This window comes from Streptomyces sp. 13-12-16, assembly GCF_002114215.1.
Taxonomy (GTDB): Bacteria; Actinomycetota; Actinomycetes; order Streptomycetales; family Streptomycetaceae; genus Streptomyces.
The window spans coordinates 2,010-3,597 of sequence record NZ_NCTE01001086.1 but is presented as its reverse complement, the minus strand read 5'-3'; the positions used below and the strand labels follow the sequence as shown (position 1 = coordinate 3,597).

The 1,588-nt window shown below is 75.2% G+C and carries 1 protein-coding gene and 1 pseudogene; both read left to right on the top strand.

Annotated features, from left to right (window positions below; translation table 11 throughout):
• Positions 1 to 555 (top strand): annotated as a pseudogene (locus tag B7767_RS35650) (NYN domain-containing protein); the annotation flags it as partial.
• A 267-nt stretch (positions 556 to 822) separates the two neighbouring features.
• Positions 823 to 1,588 (top strand): ABC transporter ATP-binding protein (locus B7767_RS35645; protein WP_085575668.1); only part of this gene is annotated, 766 nt, incomplete at its 3' end.

Below are 1,588 nucleotides of genomic sequence, written 5' to 3'. Positions count from 1 at the left end.
ACCGTCGAGGAGCCGCAGCACCCGGCCGCCGGGCACAACGGCACCGCCGAACGGGCGGCCACGGCCAAGGGCGTACCCACCCCCAAGGACCTGGCCGCGCTGCGCGGCCCCGGCCCGCACCCGCCCCAGCAGCCCGCCTCCGCGACCCTGCGCTGGTCCTCGGACAAGGGCTGGGTCGACCGGCCGGCCGCCGAGCCGCCGGACGCGGTGTCCATGCCGACGCTCGCCCAGCTGACCACGGCGGAGCAGCGGTGGGCCGACCGGGAGGAGGACATCACCACCGTCGGCGGGGACCCCTTCGAGGTGGGGCAGGTGTTCGCCCGACGCTGGGTGGAGCGGCTCGGGGACCAGGGGCACATCCAGAAGCTGTCCGGGATGTACCCCCGGATTCCGCACCGTGTCGACGGGGAGCTGTTGCGGTACGCGGCTCGTTTCGGGCTGCTCGCCCACAAGGACGATCAGATCGACGAGCGTGATCGTTACGCCATTCGGGCGGGGTTCTGGCGTGAACTGGATCTTCGTACCGGTACGGAAAGGGCTCCCGCCGGGGAGTAGGCGGGGGTCCGCCCCGCGCCCCGTGTCGGGGCTCCGCCCCCGTCAGGGGGCTCCCGCCCCCCTGGACCCCCGGCCTGTGCCCACCCGTCACCCGCCACCCGACTCGGCCGGCCGGGAAGTGGGCCACGGTCTTGGCGTGGGTGGGTGGTTGGGGTGGGTTTGGTGGGTGGTGGGGTGCCCCGGGGACGGGGCGGGGTTCGAGACCCCGTAGGCTCGTGCCTTGTGAGTACGCGCGCGGCACAGGGATCCCGGCACGGTGGTGATGTCGTGTGTGCGGTGCGCGGGCTGACCAAGACCTATCCGGCGGTGCGCGGCCGGCGCGGGGTCCCCGCGACACCCGAGGTCCGGGCCACCGACGACGTGGGGCTCGACATCCGGCGCGGTGAGATCTTCGGACTGCTCGGGCCGAACGGCGCCGGCAAGTCCACCCTCGTGCGCCAGCTCACCGGGCTGATGCGGCCCGATCGCGGCAGCGTCGAGATCCTCGGCCACGACATCGTGCGCCACCCCGAGCGCGCCGCGCGCATCCTCGCCTACCTCGGCCAGGAGTCCAGCGCCCTCGACGAACTGACCGTGTCCCTCGCCGCCGAGACCACCGGCCGGCTGCGCGGGCTCGACGCGCGGCGGGCGCGGGCCGAGCGGGACGACGTCCTGGACGAACTGGGGCTCACCCCGATCGCCGGGCGCCCGCTGAGGAAACTCTCCGGCGGCCAGCGCCGGCTGGCCTGCTTCGCCGCCGCGCTGGTGGGGGAGCGGCCCCTGCTCGTCCTGGACGAGCCCACCACCGGCATGGACCCGGTGGCCCGGCGCGCCGTGTGGTCCGCCGTCGACCGGCGCCGCGCCGGACACGGCACCACCGTGCTGCTGGTCACCCACAACGTGATCGAGGCCGAGACCGTGCTCGACCGCGTCGCCGTGCTCGACCGGGGCCGGGTCATCGCCTGCGACAGCCCGGCCGGGCTCAAGGAGCGGGTCGCCGGCGAGGTCCGGGTCGACCTGGTGTGGCGCGAGGCGGCGCCCCTGCACGTCCCCG